At 72.5% G+C, this 23,023-nt stretch carries 15 protein-coding genes; 10 read left to right on the forward strand and 5 right to left on the reverse strand.

What is annotated here, in order from left to right:
- The first annotated feature begins 2 nt into the window (after positions 1-2).
- The 5 genes from HET64_RS03465 (at position 3) to HET64_RS03485 (ending at position 8,927) form a co-directional block, all read left to right on the forward strand.
- Entirely contained in the window at positions 3-422 is a 420-nt protein-coding gene (locus HET64_RS03465; RefSeq protein ID WP_032752732.1) for a MarR family winged helix-turn-helix transcriptional regulator, read from the forward strand.
- Positions 423-455: 33 nt separating this feature from the next.
- On the forward strand, positions 456-3,401 hold the full coding sequence (locus HET64_RS03470) for an FAD-binding and (Fe-S)-binding domain-containing protein (RefSeq protein ID WP_215102224.1): 2,946 nt from the start codon (positions 456-458) through the stop codon (positions 3,399-3,401).
- Between the two features lie 262 nt (positions 3,402-3,663).
- On the forward strand, positions 3,664-5,148 hold the full coding sequence (locus tag HET64_RS03475; RefSeq protein ID WP_215102125.1) for a Gfo/Idh/MocA family protein: 1,485 nt from the start codon (positions 3,664-3,666) through the stop codon (positions 5,146-5,148).
- Positions 5,149-5,307: 159 nt separating this feature from the next.
- The gene (locus HET64_RS03480) at positions 5,308-7,149 is read left to right on the forward strand and encodes an ABC transporter ATP-binding protein (protein WP_215102127.1); all 1,842 of its coding nucleotides are present in this window, start codon (positions 5,308-5,310) and stop codon (positions 7,147-7,149) included.
- Entirely contained in the window at positions 7,146-8,927 is a 1,782-nt protein-coding gene (locus HET64_RS03485) for an ABC transporter ATP-binding protein (RefSeq protein WP_215102128.1), read from the forward strand. Before HET64_RS03480 ends, HET64_RS03485 begins: the two co-directional genes overlap by 4 nt.
- 24 nt (positions 8,928-8,951) lie before the next feature.
- Here HET64_RS03485 and HET64_RS03490 read toward each other — a convergent pair whose 3' ends face one another.
- Positions 8,952-10,514 carry a fused MFS/spermidine synthase gene (locus HET64_RS03490; RefSeq protein ID WP_215102130.1) on the reverse strand — a complete coding sequence of 521 codons (1,563 nt, stop codon included), beginning with the start codon at positions 10,512-10,514 and terminating at the stop codon, positions 8,952-8,954.
- 251 nt (positions 10,515-10,765) lie between these two features.
- Here HET64_RS03490 and HET64_RS03495 point away from each other — a divergent pair, with 251 nt between their 5' ends.
- Positions 10,766-12,127, forward strand: coding sequence for an NAD(P)/FAD-dependent oxidoreductase (locus HET64_RS03495; protein WP_215102132.1), 1,362 nt, complete (start codon positions 10,766-10,768; stop codon positions 12,125-12,127).
- A gap of 46 nt (positions 12,128-12,173) precedes the next feature.
- Here the strand turns inward: HET64_RS03495 and HET64_RS03500 are convergent, their stop codons facing one another.
- On the reverse strand, positions 12,174-13,709 hold the full coding sequence (locus HET64_RS03500) for an ATP-dependent DNA ligase (protein WP_215102134.1): 1,536 nt from the start codon (positions 13,707-13,709) through the stop codon (positions 12,174-12,176).
- Between the two features lie 56 nt (positions 13,710-13,765).
- A complete protein-coding gene (locus HET64_RS03505; RefSeq protein ID WP_215102136.1) occupies positions 13,766-14,557 on the reverse strand; it encodes a metal-dependent hydrolase in 792 nt (263 codons plus the stop codon).
- A 139-nt stretch (positions 14,558-14,696) separates the two neighbouring features.
- On the opposite strand from HET64_RS03505, the gene HET64_RS03510 reads away from it, so the two are divergent.
- Both HET64_RS03510 and HET64_RS03515 read left to right on the forward strand, forming a co-directional pair.
- On the forward strand, positions 14,697-17,210 hold the full coding sequence (locus HET64_RS03510; RefSeq protein WP_215102138.1) for an RNA helicase: 2,514 nt from the start codon (positions 14,697-14,699) through the stop codon (positions 17,208-17,210).
- 34 nt (positions 17,211-17,244) lie between these two features.
- Positions 17,245-18,120 (forward strand): acyl-CoA thioesterase II, encoded by an 876-nt coding sequence (locus HET64_RS03515; RefSeq protein WP_215102140.1) that lies wholly within the window; start codon positions 17,245-17,247, stop codon positions 18,118-18,120.
- Between the two features lie 9 nt (positions 18,121-18,129).
- On the opposite strand, the gene HET64_RS03520 is transcribed toward HET64_RS03515, so the two are convergent.
- Positions 18,130-18,393 (reverse strand): DUF6011 domain-containing protein, encoded by a 264-nt coding sequence (locus HET64_RS03520; RefSeq protein WP_215102142.1) that lies wholly within the window; start codon positions 18,391-18,393, stop codon positions 18,130-18,132.
- Between the two features lie 52 nt (positions 18,394-18,445).
- The gene (locus HET64_RS03525) at positions 18,446-20,275 is read right to left on the reverse strand and encodes a glycoside hydrolase family 15 protein (protein ID WP_215102144.1); all 1,830 of its coding nucleotides are present in this window, start codon (positions 20,273-20,275) and stop codon (positions 18,446-18,448) included.
- A 202-nt stretch (positions 20,276-20,477) separates the two neighbouring features.
- On the opposite strand from HET64_RS03525, the gene HET64_RS03530 reads away from it, so the two are divergent.
- Both HET64_RS03530 and HET64_RS03535 read left to right on the forward strand, forming a co-directional pair.
- Positions 20,478-21,443 carry a DUF389 domain-containing protein gene (locus HET64_RS03530; protein WP_215102146.1) on the forward strand — a complete coding sequence of 322 codons (966 nt, stop codon included), beginning with the start codon at positions 20,478-20,480 and terminating at the stop codon, positions 21,441-21,443.
- 44 nt (positions 21,444-21,487) lie between these two features.
- Positions 21,488-22,945, forward strand: a complete 1,458-nt coding sequence (locus HET64_RS03535) for a DUF2252 domain-containing protein (RefSeq protein ID WP_215102148.1) — start codon at positions 21,488-21,490, stop codon at positions 22,943-22,945.
- Positions 22,946-23,023 lie beyond the last annotated feature (78 nt).

The raw sequence follows: 23,023 nt of genomic DNA on the forward strand, positions 1-23,023 counted from the left end.
GCATGCTCGCCGAGCAGTTGCTGCGGCTGACCCGCCGGCTGCACCGCATCCAGAGCCGCCAGCTGGAGCCGATCGACATCACTCCGGCCCAGTTCCGGCTGCTGCGGACGGTCGCGAGCTACGAGGCCGCCCCCCGGATGGCGGATCTCGCCCGGCGCCTGGACGTCGTTCCGCGCGCGGTGACGACGCTGGTCGACGCCCTGGAGGCGAGCGGGCGCGTGCGCCGCGCACCCGATCCGGACAGCCGCCGGGTGGTCCGCGTCGAGATCACGGACGAGGGGCGCGCCACGCTGCGGTCCCTGCGCAGCGCGCGCCGGGCCGCCGCAGAGGAGATCCTGGCCCCATTGACCGCCGATCAGCGCGAGGTCCTCGGCGGGCTGCTGTCCGCCCTGGTCGACGGCATGCCGGAACGCCACTGCTGAACACCGCGCCGAGCCGCCGAGGAGATGTCCGACATGCCGCTGCTGGAGCCCGACCCGGAAGCCCTGCGCCCCCGAACCACGCGGGCGCCCGCCCCCGACCGGGTCACCGACCGCAGCGCGGGCGGCACCCCGGAGCCGCTGCGCGGCGAGCTGACGGCCCTGCTCGGCGCCGACAAGGTGCTCTGGAAGATCTCCGACCTCGTGCGGTACGCCTCCGACGCCAGCCCCTACCGCTTCCTCCCCCGGGTCGTGCTGGTCCCCGAGAATCTCGACGACGTCTCCGCGATCCTTTCGTACGCCCACGGCAAGGGCCGTGACGTGGTCTTCCGGGCCGCGGGCACGAGCCTCAACGGCCAGGCGCAGGGCGAGGACATGCTCGTCGACGTACGCCGCCACTGGACCGGCGTCGAGGTGCTGGACGACGGGGCGCGGGCCCGGATCGGGCCGGGGACGACCGTGATGCGGGCCAACATCGCCCTCGCCCGGTACGGCAGGCTGCTGGGCCCCGACCCGGCCAGCGCCATCGCCTGCACCGTCGGCGGGGTCGTCGCCAACAACGCATCGGGCATGACGGCGGGCACCACCCGCAACTCCTACCGGACGCTCGCCTCGCTCACCTTCGTCCTGCCGGGCGGCACCGTCGTCGACACCGCCGATCCGGCCGCCGACGAGGAGCTGGCCCGCGCCGAACCGGAGCTGTGCGCGGGGCTGATGGAGCTGAAGGCGGAGATCGAGGCGGACGAGGAGCTGACCGCCCGCATCCGCGCCAAGTACACGATCAAGAACACCAACGGCTACCGCCTGGACGCCTACCTCGACGGGGCGACACCGGTGGAGATCCTGCGGGGGCTGATGGTCGGCTCCGAGGGCACGTTCGGCTTCATCTCCGAGGTCGTCTTCGACACCCTGCCGCTCGACCGGCGGATCTCCAGCGCCCTGCTGTTCTTCCCCTCCCTCACCGCCGCCGCGGCCGCCGTGCCCCGGTTCAACGAGGCGGGGGCCATCGCCGTGGAACTGATGGACGGCAACACCCTGCGCGCCTCCGTCAGTGTGCCGGGCGTTCCGGCGGACTGGGCGGCGCTGCCCCGGGAGACGACCGCGCTGCTGGTGGAGTTCCGGGCGGCCGACGAGTCGGGCCAGGAGGCGTTCGAGCGGGCGGCCGACGCCGTCGTCGCCGGCCTGGACCTGGTCGTCCCGGCCGTGTCGGTGACCAACGCCTTCACCCGGGACGCCGGGACGATCGCCGGGTACTGGAAGGCCCGCAAGGCGTTCGTCACGGCGGTCGGCGGGTCCCGGCCCTCGGGCACCACTCTGATCACGGAGGACTTCGCCGTGCCGCCCGCACGGCTGGCGGATGCCTGCGAGGCGCTGCTGGAGCTCCAGTCCCGCCACGGGTTCGACGCCGCCGTGGCCGGTCACGCCGCGCACGGCAATCTGCACTTCCTGCTCGCGTTCGACGCGGCGAAGCCGGCCGACGTCGAGCGGTACGACGCCTTCATGCAGGAGTTCTGCGCGCTGGTGGTGGACCGTTTCGACGGGTCGCTCAAGGCGGAGCACGCCACCGGGCGCAATATCGCGCCCTTCCTGGAGCGGGAGTGGGGGCCGCGCGCCACCGAGCTGATGTGGCGGACGAAGCAGATCATCGATCCCGCCGGGGTGCTCGCTCCCCGCATCGTCCTGGACCGGGATCCGCGGGCCCATCTGCGGGGCCTGAAGACCATTCCGAAGGTGGAGGCGGTCGCCGACCCGTGCATCGAGTGCGGCTTCTGCGAACCGACCTGTCCCAGCGAGGATCTGACGACCACTCCGCGCCAGCGGATCGTGCTGCGCCGGGAGATGATGCGCCAGGTGGACGGTTCGCCGGTCGAGGCCGGTCTGCTGGACGCCTATGGGTACGACGCCGTGGACACCTGCGCCGGAGACTCCACCTGCAAGCTCGCCTGTCCGGTCGGCATCGACACCGGGGCGATGATGAAGGGCTTCCGGCACCGCAGGCACACACCGCGCGAGGAGCGGATCGCCGCGCTGACCGCGAAGAACTTCCGCGTGGTGGAGGCCTCGGCACGACTGGCCGTGGCCGTGGCCGACGCGGTCGGCGACCGGGTGGGCGACGGTCCGCTCGGGGCCGTGTCGCGGCTCGCCCGCAAGGCCGTCCGCCCCGATCTCGTACCGGAGTGGCTGCCGCAGATCCCGGGGGCGGCGGCCCGACGGCTGCCGCGTACGGACCGGGTCGGAGCGGGCGCCGTCTACTACCCGGCCTGCGTCAACCGCATCTTCGCCGGGCCGGACGGCCGCCCCGGCCTCTCCCTGGCCGAGGCGGTGGTCGCCGTGTCCGGGCGGGCCGGGAAGCCGGTGTGGATCCCCGAGGACGTCGCGGGGACGTGCTGCGCGACGATCTGGCACTCCAAGGGGTACGACGCGGGCAACAGGATCATGGCGAACCGCATCGTGGAGGCCGCCTGGGGCTGGACGGCGGGCGGGACGCTGCCGCTGGTCGTGGACGCGTCCTCCTGCACGCTCGGCATCGCCGAGGAGGTGGTGCCCTACCTCAGCGAGGACAACCGGGCGCTGCACCGTGAACTGACCGTCGTGGACTCGCTGGTGTGGGCGGCCGAGGAGCTGCTGCCGGAGCTGACGGTGTTCCGCACCGCCGGGTCGGCCGTCGTGCATCCGACCTGTTCGATGGAACACCTGGGTGACGTGGGGCAGTTGCGCGCGCTGGCCGAGGCATGCGCGGACGAGGTCGTGGTGCCCGACGACGCGGGGTGCTGCGCGTTCGCGGGCGACCGGGGGATGCTGCACAAGGAGTTGACCGATGCGGCGACGGCCAAGGAGGCGGCCGAGGTCGGCCTCCGCGACTACGACGCCCATCTGTCGGCGAACCGGATGTGCGAGATCGGCATGGAACGGGCCACCGGGCGTCCCTACCGCTCGGCACTGATCGAGCTGGAGCACGCCACCCGGCCGACCCTCCGCTGAGTATCCGCCGTCGGTCGCGAACCCCCCGTCCGACGTGCACATGTGAGCGTTTCCGGGCCCCGATTGGTTGCACCAGTCGGGGCTTCGGCGTGCCGTGAAGAAAGTCCATGGTTTGAGGACGAGAGTCCAAATACTTCTCTTGCGCACCATCAGCCTCACCCTCCAGGGTCCTTACCGAGACCCGGTCCCCGCGCTCGTCATGCGTACGGGGACCGGACGCGCTCGCGCACCGTCTGAACCCCCAACCCCACCTGGAGGCTCGATGAACGACGACGCCCGGCCCGCACCGGAACCGCGGGACATGCCCCCGCACAGCGGCGCGGCCGACGAGGGGGCGCGGCAGGATCCCAGCCGGCGTTCGGTGCTGTGGACCACGGCGGGTGTGGCCGGCGCCGGACTCGGCCTCGGCGCACTGGGTACGGGGAACGCGTCGGCGGCCGAGGCGACCGCCCCGCAAGCCCTCTCCGCCGCGGAAGCGGCCGCCGCCGCCCCCGCCCGGCAGGGCCGCACCATGGCGGACGTCCGCTTCGAGGGACGCTCCACGATCCGGGTCGGCATCGTGGGCCTCGGCAACCGGGGCGGCAGCATGATCGACCTGTTCCTCGCCGTACCGGGCGTCCAGGTGAAGGCGGTCTGCGACCCGGTCCGGGACAAGGCGGAGAAGGCCGCGGCCAAGGTGACGGCCGCCGGTCAGCCCGCCCCCACCGTCTACGCCAAGGGCGAGGACGACTACGAGAACCTCTGCAAGCGCGGGGACCTCGACTTCGTCTATGTGGCGACGCCCTGGGAACTCCACTTCCCGATGGCGAAGGCGGCGATGCTGAACGGGAAGCACGTCGGCGTGGAGTGCCCGATCGCCATGCGGCTGGAAGAGCTCTGGCAGTTGGTGGACCTCTCCGAGCGCACCCGGCGGCACTGCATGCAGCTGGAGAACTGTTGCTACGGCAAGAACGAGATGCGGGTGCTGCGCATGGCGCACGCGGGTCTCTTCGGCGATCTGCTGCACGGGGCGGGCGCCTACAACCACGATCTGCGCGAGCTGATGTTCGACCCCGACTACTACGAGGGCCCCTGGCGCCGGCTGTGGCACACCCGGCTGCGCGGTGACCTCTACCCCAACCACGGGTTCGGGCCGGTCGCCAACTACATGGACGTCAACCGGGGCGACCGGGCGGTGAGCATCACGAGCATCGGCACCCCGGCCCTGTCGCTCGCCGAGTACCGGAAGGAGCACGTGCCGGCCGGCGACCCCAGCTGGAAGGAGTCGTACATCGGGGCCGACCGGACGATCAGCCTCGTCCAGACGGCCAGGGGCCGGGTGATCCGGCTGGAGCACGATGTGTCGAGCCCGCACCCGTACTCGCGGATCAACAGCCTCGGCGGTACGCGGGGCGTGTTCGAGGACTACCCGGAGCGCGTCTACCTGGAGCCCACGAACACGAACCACCAGTGGGACGACTTCAAGAAGTACGCCGAGTGGGACCACTGGCTCTGGAAAGAGCACGCGAACCCGCCGGGCGGGCACGGCGGCATGGACTACATGATGGTCTTCCGGCTGATGCAGTGCATGCGGCTCGGCCTGGTCCCCGACTTCGACGTGTACGACGCGGCGACCTGGACGGCCCCCGTGCCGCTGAGCCATCTCTCCATCAAGGCCAAGGGCGCGCCGCTGCCGATCCCGGACTTCACCCGGGGCGAGTGGAAGAAGGCCCGGTCCGGCATGGACTCCGAGAAGCCCGCGGAGTGACGTCCCCGGGGTCCCGGGCCGCCTGGGCCCGGGACCCCGCAGGGCGGCGGAGAGGGCCGGAAAACCGGTTGCCCCGGACCGGGACGAACAGGGAACCTTGCACGTCACCCCGTTCTTCGAGGTCCATCCGGATCTCCGTTTCACAAGCCCTGGGACGTCATGCAGATTCGCGACCTTCCGTATTCGGATCCCGGCGACCCCGATGTCCGTTCAGGCCCTCGATTCCTCTACTGGCTCGGGCGCAACCAGCTCGCGGGGCAGCTGAAGGCCCTCTCCTGGGGGCTGCTGCACCAGCTGGGCATCGCCGGTCTCCCGATCACCGTGGGACTCGCCGTCCAGGCCGTCATCGACCGCTCCGGGGGGCGACTCGCCCTGGCCGGCGGCCTCATCGTCGCCCTCGGCGTCCTGATCGCCGTCGGCGACACCATGCTCCACCGGACCGCCGTGACCAACTGGATCACCGCCGCCGCCCGGGTCCAGCAACTGCTCGCCCGCAAGACCGCCGAGCTGGGCTCGGCGCTGACACGGCGGGTCGCGGCCGGTGAGGTCGTCGCCGTCTCGACCGGCGACGTGGAGAAGATCGGCTGGTTCGTCGAGGCGCTCTCCCGCTTCGCGGCCGCCGCCACCGCCCTCGTGGTCATCTGTGTGGGGCTGGCGTTCTACCTCCCGTCCCTCGGCCTGATGGTGGCACTCGCCATGCCGGTGCTCGCCCTGGCCGTGCTGCCGTTGCTGCCGCGCGCCACCCGGCGCGCCGACGAGCAGCGCGAGAAGGCGGGCAAGGCCACCGAGCTGGCCTCGGACACGGTCGCCGGACTGCGTGTGCTGCGCGGTATCGGCGGCGAGGAGCTGTTCCTGGGCCGCTACCGGCGCGCCTCCCAGGAGGTCCGCCGGGCGGCGGTGCGCTCGGCCCGGATGTGGGCGCTGATCTCGGCGGTGCAGGTGCTGCTGCCGGGGATCCTGCTGATCTCCCTCGTCTGGTACGGGGCGACGCTGGCCCGGGACGGCCGCATCGACGTCGGCCAGCTGGTCACCGTCTACAGCGCGGCCACCCTGATGCTGTTCCCCCTGCGCCACTTCGAGGAGATCGCGATGGCGTACTCCTTCTCACGGCCGTCCGCCCAGCGTGCGGTGCGCGTGCTGGCGCTGCGCCGCAGTGCGCGGGAGGCCACCGTCGAGGGTGTGACGCCCGCCGGTGATCTGTACGACCCGTCGACCGGACTGATGGCCCCCCGGGGGCAGTTCACCGCCGTCGTCTGCGGCGACCCGGACGAGGCGGGCCGGCTGGCCGAACGGCTCGGCGGGCACGCGGAGACCGGCGAGGAGGACGGGGAGGCTTCGGCGAGGACTCCGTCGGTCCTGCTCGGCGCGGTCGCCCTGGACGAGATCCCGCTGGACGCCGCACGGGCCGCGGTGCTGGTCCAGGACAAGGACCCGGTGCTGCTGTCCGGCACGCTCCAGGAGCTGCTGGACATCCCGGCGTCGGGCCTGGTCACCGCCGAGGCGGCGTTGGAGGCGGCGCAGTGCGGTGATGTGCTGAGCGCCCTGGCACAGGCCTCCCCCGAGAACGACGGGGACCCGATGCGGACCCGGATCACCGAGCGCGGCCGGTCCCTGTCCGGCGGTCAGCGCCAGCGCCTCGCGCTGGCCCGGTCGCTGGTCACCGACCCGGAGGCGCTGGTGCTGGACGAGCCGACCTCCGCGGTCGACTCGCACACCGAGGCGCGGGTCGCCGCCGGGATCGCGAAGCTGCGCCGGGGCCGTACGACGGTGGCGTTCGCCTCGTCACCGCTGCTGCTCGACGCCGCCGACCGGGTGGTGCTCGTCCACGAGGGCACGGTGGTCGCCGTGGGAACCCACCGCGACCTGCTGCGCACCGAACCCCGCTACCGGGCGGTCGTCACCCGGGAGACCGACGACGAGGCGGCCGCCACGAGCGCGCTGAACGGCGTCGGCGAAGTCCCCGCCATGAAGAGCATCCAGGAAATCGAGGAGAGGGCATGATCGGCGTCGCACCCCCGGCGTACGACCCCGCGGCCCCGGAGTCGGCGACGACGCTGCCCGTGGGCACGCCGACGACCGTGCGGAGCTACGTGGGCAGTCTGCTGCGCCGGCACCGCAGGGCGTTCGCCGTCCTGATCACGGTCAACGCGGTGGCGGTGATCGCGTCGATCACCGGACCGTATCTGCTGGGCGGACTGGTGGAGGATCTGTCCGACGGCGTCACCGACCTGCGTCTGGAGCGCACCGCCGCGATCTTCGCGGTCGCGCTGGTCATCCAGGTCCTGTTCACGCGCAGCATGCGGCTGCGCGGGGCGATGCTGGGCGAGGAGATGCTCGCCGATCTCCGCGAGGACTTCCTCGTACGGTCCGTCCGGCTGCCGCCCGGGGTCCTGGAGCGGGCCGGGACGGGCGATCTGCTGTCCCGGATCACCACCGACATCGACCGCCTGGCGAACGCGATGCGCGAGGCCGTGCCGCAGTTGGCGATCGGCGTCGTCTGGGCCGGTCTGCTGATCGGCGCGATGGCGGTGACCGCTCCCCCGCTGGCGCTGGCCGTGCTGGTCGCGCTGCCGGTGCTGATCGTGGGCTGCCGCTGGTACTTCCGCCGCGCCCCCTCGGCGTACCGCTCGGAGGCCGCCGGTTACGCCGCCGTCGCCGCGATGCTCGCGGAGACCGTCGACGCCGGGCGGACCGTGGAGGCGCACCGCCTCGGCGACCGCCGGGTGGCGCTGTCGGACCGGCGGATCACGGAGTGGACGGCCTGGGAGCGGTACACGCTGTTCCTGCGTTCGGTGCTGTTCCCCGTCGTCAACGCGACGTACGTGACGATCCTCGGCGCGGTCCTGCTGCTCGGCGGCTGGTTCGTGCTGGAGGGCTGGATCACGGTCGGGCAGCTGACGACGGGGGCGCTGCTGGCCCAGATGATGGTCGACCCGATCGGTCTGATCCTGCGCTGGTACGACGAGCTCCAGGTGGCCCAGGTGTCGCTGGCCCGGTTGGTCGGCGTCCGGGAGATCGAGCCGGACGCGGGCGACTCCGGGGTCGGTCCGGACGGCCGGGACGTACGGGCGGACGACGTCCGCTTCGGGTACCGGGAGGGCGTCGACGTGCTGCACAAGGTGTCGCTCGACGTGGCTCCGGGCACCCGGCTCGCGCTGGTCGGCCCCTCCGGCGCGGGCAAGTCCACGCTGGGCCGGCTGCTGGCGGGGATCTACGCGCCGCGCACCGGGGAGGTGACGCTCGGCGGGGCGGAGCTGTCGCGGATGACGGCGGAGCGGGTCCGCGAGCACGTGGCCCTGGTCAACCAGGAGCACCACGTCTTCGTCGGCTCGCTCCGGGACAATCTCCTGCTGGCCCGCGACGGGGCGAAGGACGCGGAGCTGTGGGCGTCGCTGGCCGCGGTCGACGCGGACGGCTGGGCGAAGGCCCTGGAGGAGGGGCTGGACACCGAGGTCGGCTCGGGCGGGTTCGCGCTGACCCCGGCGCAGGCCCAGCAGATCGCGCTGGCGCGTCTCGTGCTGGCCGATCCGCACACGCTGGTGCTGGACGAGGCGACCTCGCTGCTGGACCCGCGGGCCGCCCGCCATCTGGAGCGTTCGCTGGCCCGGGTGCTGGAGGGCCGCACGGTGGTGGCGATCGCGCACCGGCTGCACACCGCGCACGACGCGGATGTGATCGCGGTCGTGGAGGACGGCCGGATCAGCGAGCTGGGCAGCCACGACGAGCTGGTGGCGGCGGACGGCGCGTACGCGTCCCTGTGGCGGTCCTGGCACGGGTGAGCCGCCCGTCGGACGGCCCGGGGGTCACCGGGCCGTCCGCGTGCGGTCGGGCTGGAGGAGCTGATCGACGGGCGCGTGGTCGTCGGTGAGGATCCGGGCGTCCCCGGTCCAGGCGGCGAGGTCGTCGCCGGTGGTGATCCTCCAGCCGACGTCGCGGGCTTCCAGGGCTTCCTGGATCGCGGGTGCGTCGACCGGCCGGCCGGAGGCGACCACCACCAGATTGCCGCCCACGGTGGACGCGGTCGGGTCCAGCCCGATGTCCGCGGGCTTCCCGAGGAGGGCGACGTGCTCGAAGGCCGCGGCGAGGGTGGCGACCTCGGCGCGGGCGAAGGCCAGCTCGCCGTGGTCGATGAGGTTGGCGACGTACAGTCCGTCCTCGTCGAGCGCCCGGCGGACGTCTCCCAGCGCCTGCGACGTCGTGAGGTGCCACGGCACGCTGACGCCCCCGAAGGCGTCGCCCACCACCAGGTCGTGGCTGCCCGCGTCCAGCCTGCGCAGGCCCAGTCGGCCGTCCTCCTCGGTCACGTCGATGCCGGTGGCGGTCGACGGCCCCAGGCCGAGCCGGTCACGGTCGATGCGCACGACCCCGCCGTCGATCTCGGAGACGGTGCTGCGGGTCCCCGGGCGTGAGGCCGCGAGGTAGCGGGGGAAGGTGAGGCCGCCGCCCCCGATGTGGTGGGCGGTCAGCGGCTCACCCCCGGGGAAGGCGGTGTCGACCACCGACGCGATGGCGCGCACGTAGGCGAACTTCAGGTGCGTCGGGTCCTCGACGTCGACGTAGGAGTGGCTCAGGCCGTCGAGGACGAGGGTGCGGCCGCTGTCCCGGTCGGGGTCCGTGACGACCTGTGCGCAGTGGTAGCGGGTCTCCGCGTCACAGCCGCCGGGGGCGAACGCCGTGGCGAGGGAGCCCGCGACGACGGTGGCGAGCGCGACGGCCGCGGCGCGCCGCCAGCGGCGGGCCCGCCAGCCGACCAGTGCGGCGCCGAGCACGAGCAGGGTGCCGAGGCCGATCAGAATGGAGCTGACGGGCAGGCGTGAGACCAGGACGAATCCGGTGAGGACGGTGCCGACGATGGCGCCGAAGGTACCCACGCCTGACAGCCGTCCGACGACCGTCCCGGTCTCGGCGAGGCTGGTCAGCCGCAGCTTCGTCACGAACGGGGTCACCGCGGAGAGCAGGGCGCCGGGCACCAGGAGGGTCGCGGAGGCGACCAGCAGGAGCAGCGCCGGCGACCACTGGGCGGTGGTGCGCAGCAGGAGCGGGGTGAGCGCGACGACCACGCCCGACACCCCGAGCGCCGGGGCGATGAGCCGGAGCGGGTCGACCTGGTCCGCGACGCGCCCGCCCAGCCAGGAGCCCAGCGCGATGGCGGTGAGGGCGATGCCGATCACCATCGTGCTGGTTTCCAGGGTGAGGCCGAGATACGGGGCCAGCAGCCGCAGGGCGACGATCTCGACCACCAGGACCGCGGCCGATGATCCGAACACGAGGACCGCGGCGGCGCGGGGGCCCAGGCCGGGATCGCGGGGCGGATCGTCCGCCAAGGGGGAGTCGTCGGCCACGGGCGAGGGGGGCGAGGTGGTCACCGCAGCATCCTCGCACGGGGTGCGGCTGCCGAACTCCCCCTGCTCCAACGGGAGGAGGGAGCGGCCGTACGGGCCCCGAGGTCCACCGGCCGCGGGTGCCGCCGGTCACTCCGCCCCCGTGAGCGGGGCCCCCGTTCACCCCGGTCGGGAGGCGGAGGCCGGGACGTCCGGTTAAGGATGAGAGGTGAATCACCCGGTAAACGGGGCAGGCGAGCGCAGGACCACGCAAGCCCGAGAAGGGACGCAGACCCGTGGCACCACCCAGGATTCTCGTCGTCGGCGCCGGTTTCGCAGGCGTCGAGTGCGTACGCCGCCTGGAGCGCAGGCTCGCTCCGGGAGAGGCCCAGATCACGCTCGTCACACCGTTCTCCTACCAGCTGTACCTGCCGCTGCTCCCCCAGGTGGCCTCCGGGGTGCTCACACCGCAGTCCGTCGCGGTGTCGCTGCGCCGCAGCCGCCGCCACAGGACGAGGATCGTGCCGGGCGGGGCGATCGGTGTGGACACGGCGGCGAAGGTCTGTGTGATCCGGAAGATCACGGACGAGATCGTGAACGAGCCGTACGACTACATCGTGCTGGCGGCGGGCAGCGTCACCCGGACCTTCGACATCCCGGGACTGCTGGACAACGCCCGTGGGATGAAGACGCTGGCCGAGGCCGCGTACGTCCGGGACCACGTCATCGCCCAGCTGGATCTGGCGGACGCCAGTCATGACGAGGCCGAGCGGGCTTCGCGGCTCCAGTTCGTGGTGGTCGGCGGCGGTTACGCGGGCACCGAGACGGCCGCCTGCCTCCAGCGCCTGACCACCAGCGCGGTCCGGCACTATCCGCGGCTGGACGCGCGGCTGATCAAGTGGCATCTGATCGACATCGCGCCCAAGCTGATGCCGGAGCTGGGCGACAAGCTGGGGCAGGCCGCCCTGGAGGTGCTCCGCAAGCGGAACATCGAGGTGTCGCTCGGGGTCTCGATCGCGAAGGCGGGACCGGAGGAGGTCACGTTCACCGACGGCCGGGTGCTGCCCTGCCGGACCCTGATCTGGACCGCCGGAGTGGCCGCCAGCCCGCTGATCGCCACGCTCGGCGCGGAGACCGTGCGCGGCCGGCTCGCGGTGACCCCGCAGTTGAACCTGCCGGGCGCGGACGGCGTGTTCTCGCTCGGCGACGCGGCCGCGGTGCCCGATCTGGCGAAGGGCGACGGGGCGGTCTGCCCGCCCACCGCGCAGCACGCGATGCGCCAGGGCAGGGTGCTGGCGGACAATCTGATCGCCTCGCTGCGTCATCAGCCGCTCCGGGACTACGTGCACAAGGATCTGGGGCTCGTCGTGGACCTCGGCGGCAAGGACGCCGTGTCCAAGCCGCTGGGCATCGAGCTGCGTGGGCTGCCCGCGCAGGCGGTGGCGCGCGGCTACCACTGGTCGGCGCTGCGGACGAACGTCGCCAGGACCCGGGTGATGACGAACTGGATGCTGAACGCGGTCGCCGGCGACGACTTCGTACGGACCGGGTTCCAGTCCCGCAAGCCGGCGACGCTGCGGGACTTCGAGTACACGGACGTCTATCTGACACCGGAGCAGATCAAGGAGCACACGGCGACGACGGTCATCAAGCACTGAGCGGCCGGTCTCCGTGCGAGCGCGTCCCGGGGTCCCCGGGGCGCGCTCACGGCTGCCGGGACAGGACCGTCTCCACGGTGTCCGCCTCCTGTGCGGTCTTGTCCTCCCGGTAGCGCAGGACGCGGGCGAACCGGAGGGTGACCCCGGCGGGGTAGCGGGTGGAGCGCTGGAGTCCGTCGTAGGCGATCTCCACGACGAGTTCCGGGCGTACGGTGACGACATGGCCGTCGTCGTCGGTCGCCAGCTCCCCCAGCCGCTCGGTCTGCCAGTCCAGCAGGGCGTCCGTGAGCCCCTTGAAGGTCTTGCCGAGCATCGCGAACGTGCCGTCGGGCCGGCGGGCGCCCAGGTGCAGGTTGGAGAGCTTGCCGGTGCGCCGGCCGCTGCCCCGTTCCACGGCCAGGACCACCAGGTCCAGGGTGTGCACGGGCTTCACCTTCAGCCAGGACGCGCCCCGGCGGCCCGCGCTGTAGGGGGCGGCCAGGTCCTTGACGACGACTCCCTCGTGACCGCGCTCCAGGGTGTCCGCGAGGAACGCGTCGGCCGCCGCGCGGGCCTCGGGGTCGTCCGGATCGGCGACGAGGGTGCGCCGGACCCGCAGGCTCTCGGGGAGCAGCTGGGCCAGGGCCGCGTGGCGGGCGGCGAAGGGCCGGTCGAGCAGGTCCTCGTCATCCACGAGAAGGGCGTCGAAGAAGACGGGGACGACAGGCATGTGCGCCGCGGCTGTGGCCACGTCCCGCCGTGAGCCCACCCGGGAGGCGGTCTCCTGGAACGGCCGGGGCCTGCCGTCCTCCCCCAGGGCGATCAGCTCGCCGTCGAGGACGAAGCGGCGCGCGTCGAGCGCGGCGACGGCGGTGACCAGTTCGGGCAGCCGGTCGGTGATGTCGTCGAGGGTCCGGGTGCAGGCGCGGATCCGGTCGCCGTCGCGGTGGACCTGCACCCGGATCCCGTCGAGCTTCTCCTCGACCGCGCACGGGCCGAGCTCGTCGAGGGCTTCGCCCACCGAGGCGGCACTGCGCGCGAGCATCGGCTGGACGGGCCGCCCGACGGTGAGGCGGAAGCCGGCGAGTGCTCCGGGTCCGTCGGCGAGGAGGACCTCGGCGACCTCCTGGAGGGACCCTGCGAGCATCACGGCGCGCCGGACGTCGGCGGGCGGTGCCCCGGCGGCGTGGGCCAGGGCGTCGGCGGCGACGGCGTCCAGGGCCCCCTGGCGTACCTCGCCGGTGAGCAGGGCCCACAGGAAGTGCTGCTCGTCGGCGGTGGCGGCGGCGAACAGGGCACGCAGGCGGCTCCGGCGCCGGGCCTGGGAGCCGGGGCCGGAGGTGGCGGCCAGGGCGGTCAGCTCGGCATCGACGCCGGTGACGGTGAGGGTGGGCCCGGAAGCCGGTTCCACCGGGTCCCCCAGGCTCCGCCGGCCGACGCCGATGCGGCCCTGGGGCAGCCGTCCGGCGAGGTACGGGATGACGACGGGGACGTCCTCGGGTCCGGCGTTCCGGAAGAGACCGGCGAGGAGCGCCGTCTTGCGGGACCGGGCGGAGGTGGCGGCGACCTCCAGGGACACCTGGGCGAGCTCGGCGAGCAGCATGCCGCCATCGTGCTACGGGGCGGGTGGCCTCGCCCGCCCGCGCGAGCGGCGATCGGTCATATGAAGTTGAGGGCGGCCGCCCCGCCCACTCCCCCGAGCACCATGAACGCGGGCATCAGCACCTTGATCTCCACCCAGCTGCCGGCCCGGAACCGCATGAACTTCGGAGGGCCGAGCGGGTACCAGCGCTTTCCGGCGATCGGGAGCGGCCACAGGATCGGGCACCCCGAGACGGTCAGCGCGTCCCCGATGTCGTGGACCAGGGCGCCGAGCACGATGGGCAGGCCGAGCCACATGTACTCCTGGCCGGGGGCGTCGAAGAGCCAGCCGGCCCCGTTGCCCGGCTGGTCCAGGACGCCGGCGAGGATCCAGGCGCTGGTGGCGCCGAGCAGCCAGACGAGGACGTCGCTGGAGACCCGGGCGGCCCGCCAGAGCAGGCCCTCGACGGCGAGCACCAGGTGGACGAAGAGGATCGCGAGGACCGCCCAGCGCCCGCCGGTGACCGCGGCGAAGGAGCAGCCGGCACCCATCAGGACGGCGAAGAACCAGGTGTGGGTGAGGGTCCGGTGGCCGCCGGTGCGGCGGGGGTCGGCCTTGCTCTTGGTGGCCTTGTAGACGGCGTACGACAGCTTGTCGGCTATCTCGCAGAGACCCTTGGAGAGGGGTCCGAAGGCGCGCGAGATGGTCGCGGACTTGTGGTCGAGGTCGGGGGCGAGCGCGGCTCCCGCGCAGATCAGCGCCCCGACGACGAGGACGGGCCAGGGCATCGTGTGGCCGGTGGCGGCGGCCGCCGCGCCCACCCCCAGCCAGGCCGCTGCCCCTGACAGGGAGTGTGCCGGTCCCATCATGGTCTTTTCCCGCCCCCAGCGCTTCGTACGCCCATCACCTCTACGGCGCGGGCAGGTTGAGACCGCAGCGTACCGTCCGTGATCTTCGTGCCGTCCGCCGGTTCCCTCATCCGGGCCGAAGACAGGCAAGATGGGGGGCGTGACCCTCATCGACCAGCTGCCTAAGACACCCGACCCGGACGCCCTCTTCGAGGCCTTCTCGTCATGGACCGAGACCCAGGGCATCACCCTTTATCCGGCTCAGGAGGAGGCGCTGATCGAGGTGGTCTCCGGGGCGAACGTGATCCTTTCCACCCCGACCGGCTCCGGAAAGAGCCTGGTGGCGGCGGCCGCGCACTTCACGGCGCTGGCGCAGGACAAGGTCACCTTCTACACGGCGCCGATCAAGGCGCTGGTGTCGGAGAAGTTCTTCGACTTGTGCAAGCTCTTCGGCACCGAGAACGTCGGCATGCTCACCGGCGACGCCTCGGTCAACGCGGACGCCCCGGTGATCTGCTGTACGGCCGAGGTGCTGGCCTCCATCGCGCTGCGCGACGGCAAGTACGCCGACATCGGCCAGGTCGTGATGGACGAGTTCCACTTCTACGCGGAGCCGGACCGGGGCTGGGCGTGGCAGATCCCGCTGCTGGAGCTTCCGCAGGCCCAGTTCGTGCTGATGTCGGCGACGCTCGGCGACGTCGCGATGTTCGAGAAGGACCTGACCCGGCGTACCGGCCGGCCCACCTCCGTGGTGCGCTCCGCGACCCGTCCGGTGCCGCTCAGCTACGAGTACCGCTTCACACCGATCACCGAGACGCTGACCGAGCTGCTGGACACCCGGCAGTCGCCGGTCTACATCGTGCACTTCACGCAGGCGGCGGCCGTCGAGCGGGCGCAGTCGCTGATGAGCATCAACATGTGCACGAAGGAGGAGAAGGAGAAGATCGCCGACATGATCGGCGGCTTCCGCTTCACCACCAAGTTCGGTCAGAACCTCTCCCGTTACGTACGCCACGGCATCGGGGTGCACCACGCGGGGATGCTGCCGAAGTACCGCCGCCTGGTGGAGAAGCTGGCCCAGGCGGGTCTGCTGAAGGTGATCTGCGGGACGGACACGCTCGGCGTCGGCGTCAACGTGCCCATCCGTACGGTGCTGTTCACGGCGCTCACCAAGTACGACGGCACCCGGGTGCGGACGCTGCGCGCGCGGGAGTTCCACCAGATCGCGGGCCGGGCCGGGCGGGCCGGTTTCGACACGGCCGGTTTCGTCGTGGCGCAGGCCCCCGAGCACGTCATCGAGAACGAGAAGGCCGTCAAGAAGGCGGGCGACGACCCGAAGAAGAAGCGCAAGGTGGTCCGCAAGAAGGCCCCGGAGGGCTTCGTGGCCTGGTCGGAGACCACCTTCGACAAGCTGATCACCTCGGATCCCGAACCGCTGAGCTCGCGCTTCCGGGTCACCCACACCATGCTGCTCGCGGTCATCGCGCGCCCCGGCAACGCCTTCGAGGCGATGCGGCATCTGCTGGAGGACAACCACGAGCCGCGCCGGGCGCAGCTGCGGCACATCCGGCGGGCCATCGCGATCTACCGCTCGCTGCTGGACGGCGGGGTGGTGGAGCGGTTGGAGACGCCGGACGCCGAGGGCCGGATCGTGCGTCTGACGGTCGATCTCCAGCAGGACTTCGCGCTGAACCAGCCGCTCTCCACGTTCGCGCTGGCCGCGTTCGACCTGCTGGACGCCGAATCCCCCTCGTACGCGCTGGACATGGTCTCGGTCGTCGAGTCGACGCTGGACGATCCCCGGCAGATCCTGGCCGCCCAGCAGAACAAGGCGCGCGGCGAGGCCGTGGGGCAGATGAAGGCGGACGGGGTCGAGTACGAGGAGCGGATGGAGCGGCTCCAGGAGGTCTCGTACCCGAAGCCGCTGAGCGAGCTGCTGTGGCACGCCTACGACGTGTACCGCACGAGCCACCCGTGGGTGAACGACCACCCCGTGTCGCCGAAGTCGGTGATCCGGGACATGTACGAACGCGCCATGACCTTCACGGAGTTCACCTCGCACTACGAGCTGGCCCGGACCGAGGGCATCGTGCTGCGGTATCTGGCGAGCGCGTACAAGGCGCTGGAGCACACGATCCCGGACGACGTGAAGTCGGAGGACCTCCAGGACCTGATCTCCTGGCTCGGTGAGATGGTGCGCCAGGTGGACTCCAGTCTGCTGGACGAGTGGGAGCAGCTGGCCAACCCCGAGGTGGAGACCGCCGAGCAGGCCCAGGAGAAGGCGGACGAGGTCAAGCCGGTCACGGCCAACCCCCGCGCCTTCCGGGTGCTGGTGCGCAACGCGATGTTCCGCCGGGTGGAGCTGGCCGCGCTGGACCGGGCCGGTGCTCTGGGCGAGCTGGACGGCGACTCCGGGTGGGACGAGGACGCCTGGGGCGAGGCCCTGGACGCGTACTGGGACGCGCACGAGGAGATCGGGACCGGTCCGGACGCACGCGGTCCGAAGCTGCTGAAGATCGAGGAGGACCCGGCGCACGGGCTGTGGCGGGTCTGGCAGGCGTTCGCCGACCCGGCGGGCGATCACGACTGGGGCATCAAGGCCGAGGTGGATCTCGCGGCGTCCGACGAGGAGGGCCGGGCGGTCGTCCGGGTCACCGAGGTCGGCCAGCTGTGAGGGCACCGGTGAGACGCACGTGGGGAGCGACGCTATGACGAACCCGGCCGAGCGCCTGGTCGACCTTCTCGACCTGGAGCGGATCGAGGTCAACATCTTCCGGGGCCGCAGTCCCGAGGAGTCCCTGCAACGGGTCTTCGGCGGGCAGGTCGCGGGCCAGGCGCTGGTGGCGGCGGGCCGGACGACCGACGGGGACCGGCCGGTGCACTCGCTGCACGCCTATTTCCTGCGGCCGGGCCGTCCCGGGGTGCCGATCGTGTACCAGGTGGAGCGGGTGCGGGACGGCCGGTCGTTCACCACCCGGCGGGTGACGGCGGTCCAGGAGGGCCGGACGATCTTCAACCTGACGGCGTCGTTCCACCGCCCCGAGGAGGCGGGCTTCGAGCACCAGCTGCCGCCGGCCCGGATCGTCCCGGACCCGGAGGAGCTGCCGACGGTGGCCGAGGAGGTGCGCGAGCACCTGGGCGTGCTGCCGGAGGCGCTGGAGCGGATGGCACGGCGGCAGCCCTTCGACATCCGTTACGTCGACCGGCTGCGCTGGACGAAGGATGAGATCAAGGACGCGGATCCGCGGAGCGCGGTGTGGATGCGGGCGGTGGGCCCGCTGGGCGACGACCCACTGGTGCACACCTGCGCGCTGACGTACGCGAGCGACATGACGCTGCTGGACGCGGTCCGCATCCCGGTGGAGCCGCTGTGGGGTCCGCGCGGCTTCGACATGGCCTCGCTGGACCACGCGATGTGGTTCCACCGGCCGTTCCGGGCGGACGAGTGGTTCCTGTACGACCAGGAGTCGCCGATCGCCACGGGCGGCCGGGGGCTTGCGCGGGGCCGGATCTACGACCGTTCGGGGGAGCTGCTGGTGTCGGTGGTGCAGGAAGGGCTGTTCCGGCGGCTGGCGAGCGACTAGAGCACCCTTCTACGTGCCGGGCAGCGGGTCCTGGTCGACCTCGTGGCGGCGGGTGCGGATGTCCGGCGGCGCCGGGTGCAGCTTGGCGTCGCAGGACGGTCCGAGGCCGGCCCGGCGCGAGTCGGTCCCGGTGAGGGGCCGGCCGCAGAGGCGGCAGCGGACGAGGCGGCGGCCCCGGTGCTGCTCGCCTTCGGCGGCGGGGTCCCGGGCGACGGCACCGGCGGCACCGGCGGCACCGGGCAGCGGTTCGGGAAAGGCGTCGGGAATCTCCACACGCCGATCCTGTCACTACGGCGCCGCGGCCGCCCGCAGGGGCCGGTGCGGCTCAGGGACGATCGCGCTCCCGGTCGAGCGCCTCGTCCAGGGTGCGGGCCGCCATGATGAGCGAGAGATGGGTGAACGCCTGGGGGAAGTTGCCCAGTTGTTCGCCGCTGGGTCCGATCTCCTCGGCGAACAGGCCCACGTGGTTGGCGTAGGTGAGCATCTTCTCGAAGGTGTAGCGCGCCTGGCGCAGCCGTCCGGCCCGGGCGAGTGCGTCGACGTAGAGGAAGGTGCAGAGGCTGAACGTCCCCTCGGAGCCGCGCAGCCCGTCCGGTGAGGCCGCCGGGTCGTAGCGGTAGACGAGGCTGTCCGAGACCAGGGTGCGGTCCATGGCGTCCAGGGTGGACAGCCAGCCCGGATCCTTCGGGGCGAGGAAGCCCACGCGCGGCATCAGCAGCAGGGAGGCGTCGAGGACCTCGCTGCCGTAGCTCTGGACGTAGGCCTGGAGGTTCTCGCTCCAGCCGCGCTCCACCACCTGCTCCAGCACGGCGTCCCGCGCCGCCGTCCACCGGGCGGTGTCGGCGGGGCGGCTGAACTGCGCGGCGAGTTTCAGGCCCCGGTCGAAGGCGGCCCAGCACATCACCCGGCTGTAGGTGAAGTCCTTGCGCCCGCCGCGGGTCTCCCAGATGCCTTCGTCGGGGCGGTCCCAGGAGTCCGCGAGCCGGTCCAGGGTGCGGGAGAGGATCTTCCATCCCCGGTGGCCCGCCTGGATGCCGACCTCGCGGCCCTCGGACAGCGCGTAGAGGGCTTCGCCGTAGATGTCGAGCTGGAGCTGGTCGTCGGCGGCGTTGCCGAGCCGGACCGGGTGGGAGCCCCGGTAGCCCTCCAGGTGTCCGAGGATCCGCTCCCCCTCCAGAGGGCTCCCGTCGACCCGGTACATGATCCGGAGCGGCTCCCCGCCGGTGTCCCGGCGGTCCCGCAGCCGGTCGCCGAGCCAGTGGGTGAACGCGGTCGCCTCGTCGACGAAGCCCAGGTCCAGCAGGGCGCGCACCGACAGGGAGCCGTCCCGCACCCAGGTGTACCGGTAGTCCCAGTTGCGTTCTCCGCCCAGCTGTTCGGGCAGTCCCATGGTCGCCGCGGCGACGGGCGCGCCGCTGGGTTGGTAGGTGAGCAGTTTCAGGGTGATCGCGGAGCGGTTGACCATGTCGAGCCAGCGGCCGTCGTAGTGGGATCCGCGCACCCACCGCTGCCAGAAGTCGACGACGTCCCAGAGCTCGTCCGTGACTCCCTCGGTGGTGGGGTGCGGTGGCTCGGGCCCGTCGGGGCCGCAGAGGGTGAGGACGGCCCCCGCCGTCTCCCCGGCGCGCAGGGTGACGCCGCCGACGGCGTCCTGGCCGTCACGGGTCAGCGGGAAGGCCGTCCGGAGGTGGGCCGTGACCCCCGGGGCCCGGAAGACCGCTGCGTGTCCGGTCGGACCGAGCGCCAGCTCGTGGGCGGCCCGGCCGTAGTCGAACCGGGGCCGGCACTCCAGGCCGAACCGCACGGTGCCGCGGACCGCGCGCACGGTGCGGACGAGGGTGTGCCGGTCGGTCGGCCCGCCGGAGCGGATCGGGGTCATCCAGTCGAGGACCTCTCCGACGCCGTCGGGTGCCATGAACCGGGTGACGACGACCGCGGTGTCGGGGTAGTAGAGCTGCTTGCACGTGTGCGTGCCGCCTTCGGGCGCCACCCGGAAGAACCCGCCGCGCTCGTGGTCGAGCAGGGCGGCGAAGACGCTGGGCGAGTCGAACCGGGGTGCTGCGAGCCAGTCGACGACGCCCCGCGAGGAGATCAGCGCGACGGTCTGGAGGTCGCCCACGAGCCCGTGGTCGGCGATCGGCGGATACCGGTCCATGCGCCTTTCCTCCCGGTCGGGCCCCGTCCCCTCACTATCGGGCACTCCCGCCCCGGGTGCGCGGCACGCGTCCGGGCGCCGGGCCGGGACGGGCGCCCGGTTTGCCGAACGGGGGCGGGGCCGCGTTACTGGAGTGAGCCCCCGGGGCCACCGGCCGGGTGGAGCGCCGTGCGACGGGGCCGGGAGCCGCGGAGGTACCGGGATGGACATGATCCACATCCGCGCGGTCAGCCCGCCGGACCTGACCGACGAGGTCGTCGGCCTGCTCTCGGGCGACCCCTGCGTGCTCAACCTCATCGTGCAGCGTGACGCCGCGCGCCGTCCCGACGGCGACTCCATCGCCTGCGACGTGCTGACGGGGGCGGCGAACGACGTGCTGCACCGTCTGCTCGACGTCCATCTCGACCAGCGGGGCACGCTGGTCATCGAACCGGTCGACACGGCCTTTCCCGGCAGGGCCTCCGAGGAGGGGCGGCGCGAGCTGGGGCCGCTGAGCCGGGCGCCGGTCTGGGAGCAGGTCGAGGCGCGCATCAGGTCCGGCGGGCGGTACCCGCCGAGCTTCTTCCTCTATCTGGTCGTCGCCGGGCTGATCGGTTCGGTCGGCATCGTCACCAACTCGCAGATCCTGATCGTGGCGGCGATGGTCGTCGGGCCGGAGTACGGCGCCATCGTCAGCGTGGCGCTGGGGATCGACCGGGGCCATCGGGCCATGGTGCGGAGCGGGCTGGCCGCCCTGGGTTCCGGTTTTCTCCTGACCATGGTCGTCACCTTCCTCTTCGCCCTCCTCATCCGCGGTTTCGGGCTGCAGTCGGAGGCCTTCGACCGGGGGTTGCGCCCCGTCTCCAACCTCATCAACACGCCGAACTTCTTCTCGGTCGCCGTCGCGACCCTGGCCGGGATCGTCGGGATCGTGTCGCTCACCGAGGCCAGGACCAGCGCCCTGCTCGGCGTGTTCATCTCCGTGACGACGATCCCGGCCGCGGCGGACATCGCCGTCTCCACGGCGTTCACCAGCTGGTCCGACGTGCGGGGCTCCGCCATCCAGCTCGTCGTGAACATCCTGGTGCTGATCGTGGTCGGCACGGCGGCTCTCAAGGCCCAGCGGGCGATCTGGCAACGGGTCGGACTCCGGCGTGACCGTGACCGCGGGCTCGCCGAAGAGGCCTGACCGAATACCGAAGAGACCTGACGAACTCCGGAAGGGATCACCTCATGGACCGGGAAGCCGTAGCGTCGCTGCGCGCCGCACCTCACGCGACACCGGCCGAACGGGCGGCGCTCGGCAGGGCCGCCCGGCGGGACGCGCCCCGGTCGAGCCATGCGGATTTCGCTCCGTCGTCGCGGCGCCCCGACCCGCTGACCGTCCTCGAAGCGCAGTCCGCGGACCGGGTTCCCGAGCTGGTCCCGATCCGCTACGCCCGGATGACCGAGTCCCCGTTCCGTTTCTACCGGGGCGCGGCCGCCCTGATGGCCGCCGATCTGGCGGGCACCCCGGACTCCGGGATCCGGGCACAGTTGTGCGGGGACGCCCATCTGCTGAACTTCCGGCTGCTGGCCTCGGCCGAGCGGAATCTGCTCTTCGACATCAACGACTTCGACGAGACGCTGCCGGGTCCCTGGGAGTGGGACGTCAAACGGCTGGCGGCCAGCCTCGTCATCGCGGGGCGGGCGAACGGCTTCACGGACCGGGAGCGGGCCGGGATCGTACGGGCCGCGGTCCGCTCGTACCGGGAGGCGATGGCCCGGTTCGCCGGGATGCGCAATCTGGAGGTGTGGTACGCGAGGACCGACGCCGAGCGGCTGCGCACGGTGGCCGCGGAGCAGTTGGGCGGGCGGGGTCGCAGGAACGTCGACCGGGCGCTGGGCAAGGCCCGCTCCCGGGACAGCCGGCAGGCCTTCGGGAAGCTCGCCGAGGTGGTCGACGGGCAGCTGCGGATCGCCCCGGACCCGCCGATGGTCGTCCCGCTCACCGGTCTGATGCCCGGGGTGGAGCGGGAGACGGTGTACCGGGAGTTCCGGACCATGGTGGCGGGGTACGCCCACAGCCTGGCGTCCGACCGGCGCAGTCTGCTGGAGGACTTCGCGCTGGTGGACGTGGCCCGGAAGGTCGTCGGTGTGGGCAGTGTCGGCACCCGGTGCTGGATCATCCTGCTGCTCGGCCGGGACGGCGGGGATCCGCTCCTCCTCCAGGCCAAGGAGGCGGGCCCCTCGGTGCTCGCCGAGCACACCGGGGCGAGCCGGTACTCCCATCAGGGCGAGCGGGTGGTCGCGGGGCAGCGCCTGATGCAGGCCTCCAGCGACATCTTCCTCGGCTGGGAGCGGGCCGACGGCATCGACGGCAGGAGCCGGGACTTCTACGTGCGTCAGTTGCGCGACTGGAAGGGCATCGCCGAGCCGGAGTCGATGGTGCCGAAGGGGATGCGCGCGTTCGGCGAGGTGTGCGGCGCCACGCTGGCCCGCGCCCACGCCAGGTCCGGGGACCGGATCGCCATCGCCGGCTACCTGGGGCGGGGGGACGTCTTCGACCGGGCGATCGCCACGTTCGCGGAGTCGTACGCGGACCTCAACGAGCTCGATCACCGGGCGCTGGTCGACGCGGTGGCCTCGGGGCGGCTGCCGGCGGACGTCCCGGGCGGTGGCGCGAACGGTCTTCCGGGGCCGGGCGGCTGACCTTCCGCGCCGAAGGGCGTGTCCCCGGCGGTGGTCGGGGGCCCGGTCCACCGGTGCGTGGTATCCCGGCGTGAACCC

Source organism: Streptomyces sp. McG3, assembly GCF_018619185.1.
In the GTDB taxonomy this organism is placed as follows: domain Bacteria; phylum Actinomycetota; class Actinomycetes; order Streptomycetales; family Streptomycetaceae; genus Streptomyces.